Raw genomic sequence first — 2,567 nt, forward strand, 5'->3', positions numbered from 1 at the left:
GTCGAGGTCCTGCTGGTAGCGTCGCAATGCCAGGACTTCGGCTTCTAGCGCTTCCGCGAACAGGGCGTTCTTGCTGCCGAAGTGGTGGAAGACGGATGCCTTCGCGACGCCCGAGCGTTCGGCGATTTCATCCATCCGCGCGCCCTTGAAGCCGCTGGTCGCGAACACCGCGCGGGCGCCCTCCACGATGCGCGCCCGTGTCCGCGTGCGGTCCCGCTGTTTCTCGTCCGGATCCTTGGGTCGGGTCATCGTGCCTTCAGTACCGATTCGAAACGGTGCCTTGCCTTCGCTACAGGATTGCTATACACACCCCGTAACTGACCCACTAGTCAATTATAGGTCAGATGGAGGGGAGGAACATGCCAAGTAGCGCTGCCTTGGTTCAGATTGGGCCCCTGGATGCGCGTCGCGTCGGTGGCCGCACCGTGCGACCCGCCTGGGCCCCATGATCGAACCGCTCATTGCACTTGGAACCCTGCTCGGTCTGATCGCGCTCGGCGCGCCGGTTTTCCTGGCGCTGGGGGGTGCCGGGTTGCTCGGGCTGTACATGGCGCGTGGCGAAATGGCGCTGTTTCTGGCGCCGACATCCGTGTTCGGCCAGTTGAACAGCTTCGAGATGATCGCCCTGCCGCTGTTCATCTTGATGGGGTTCCTGCTGTCCGAGACGCCGGTCGGCCGCGACATCTTTCATGTGGCCTCGGTATGGCTCAACCGCATCCGCGGCGGTCTGGCGATCTCCTCGGTTGGGGCCTGCACGCTGTTCGGCGCGGTCAGCGGCGTGTCGATCGCCGGCGTGGCGTCGGTTGGCAAGCTGGCCGTGCCGGAAATGATGAAACGCGGGTACTCCGCGAACTTGGCTGCCGGCAGTGTGGCTACGGCCGGGGCGATCGCCATGCTGATCCCACCCTCGGTGCCGTTCATCGTCTACAGTGCGATGAGCGGCGTCTCGGTCTCGTCGCTGTTCATCGGCGGCCTGATTCCTGGTCTCGCCATTGCCTTCGCGCTGTCTTTCTACATCTACCTGCGCTGCCGGTTGCGGCCGGACGAAGCGCCCTCGGTCGAACAGACGGTGGATTGGCGCGCCCGGCTGCTCAGCCTTGGCCGTATCTGGCATGTGGTGTTCCTGGTCGTGCTGGTGGTGGGCACCATCTACTCGGGTTTGGCGACCCCCACCGAGGCGTCCTCCTTTGGCGTCATCGGTGCGGCAGCGATCGCCGGGGTCGTTTATCGCGTGCTGACGCTGGAGAAGTTGATCGAGATCGTGTGGAACAGCCTTCGGGTCAGCGCGACGATCCTGCTGATCATCGGCTGTGCCAAGATTTTCGGCGACTACCTGAACCTGATCCGGATTCCACAAATGCTGGCTTCGACGGCGACCTCGGTCGCGCTGCCGCCGGAGCTGGTCATGCTGCTGGTGATGCTCGTGCTGATCGCGCTGGGGACGGTGATCGACGGTTTCTCGCTGATCGTGGTCACCACGCCGTTCCTGCTGCCGATCGTGACCACGCTGGGATACGACCCGTTGTGGTTCGGCATCGTGCTGGTGATGAACCTGGAGATTGCCGTGGTCACGCCCCCGGTTGGCCTGAATCTCTACACCCTGAAAGGGGTCGTGCCCGAACTCTCGATGGAGCAGGTGATCGCCTCTGCGCTGCCGTTCGTCGCGATCCAGTTTTTGGTTCTGTTGGTGTTCGTGCTGTTCCCGGGCCTGAGCCTCTGGTTGCCGGGACTGCTCTGAGCCGTGCCAAGAAGAAGACCAGTTCAAGGGAGGTTTGATATGACGACGCATAGCCGACGCGACATGATGAAGTACGGTCTCGCGGCCGGTCTGGCCGCGGGCACGATGGGCCTGCCGTGCTTGTCGAACGCGGCCTCGACCTACACCGGCGTGACCTACATGCCGCCCAGTTACACGGCGCTGATGTGGGGCATCGACGGCTTTAACAAGCGGTTGAACGAAGGCATGGGCGATGCCGGCAAGGCCGAATTCTACGACAGCGCCACGCTGCTGAAGGCCGACGAGCAGATCGCTGGCCTGCGGTCGCGCAGCATCGACTACATGTTCCACACCTCGACCTACATCAGCCGTTCGTTCAAGGCGGTTGGCCTGCTGGGCCTACCCAGCCTGGTTGGCGAACTGTATGAAAACGGCGACCGTATTAGCCGTGGCACGCCGTTGTTCAACCTGATGCGTGACCACTTGCGTCAGGATAACATCGAGATGCTCAGCCTGGGTGGCGGCGTGATCGAGCCGCAATACGTATGGTCCGCCAAGGAGCCGATCACCTCGCTGGAGCAGTTGCGTGGCCGCAAGGTTCGCGTGGTCGGCTACGAAGCCTCGACGGCCCTGGAGAGCATTGGGGTGGTGCCGGTGCGTATCCCCTCCTCGGAGACCTACCTGGCGCTGCAGCGCGGTACGGTCGACGCGGCGGTGGCGAACATTTCCACGGTGATCGCCCGGAACCTGCAGGAGCAGCTGAAGTACGTCTACAAGCTGCCGATCACCGCCTACACCATCGGCCTTTATATGCGCGCCGACCGTTACCAGAACCTGGACCCGGTTGCGC

3 protein-coding genes are annotated in these 2,567 nt (G+C 63.2%); 2 read left to right on the forward strand and 1 reads right to left on the reverse strand.

The features are described from left to right. Nucleotides 1–249, reverse strand: a 249-nt coding sequence (locus tag CCR87_RS00020) for a TetR/AcrR family transcriptional regulator (protein WP_201155306.1), incomplete at its 3' end; no start/stop codon positions are given. Between the two features lie 196 nt (nucleotides 250–445). Here CCR87_RS00020 and CCR87_RS00025 point away from each other — a divergent pair. Both CCR87_RS00025 and CCR87_RS00030 read left to right on the forward strand, forming a co-directional pair. Beyond that, nucleotides 446–1,738, forward strand: a complete 1,293-nt coding sequence (locus tag CCR87_RS00025; RefSeq protein WP_037256031.1) for a TRAP transporter large permease — start codon at nucleotides 446–448, stop codon at nucleotides 1,736–1,738. 39 nt (nucleotides 1,739–1,777) lie between these two features. Continuing rightward, nucleotides 1,778–2,567 (forward strand): TRAP transporter substrate-binding protein (locus CCR87_RS00030; RefSeq protein ID WP_201155307.1); only part of this gene is annotated, 790 nt, incomplete at its 3' end.

This window comes from Rhodobaculum claviforme (assembly GCF_016653255.1).
GTDB lineage: Bacteria > Pseudomonadota > Alphaproteobacteria > Rhodobacterales > Rhodobacteraceae > Rhodobaculum > Rhodobaculum claviforme.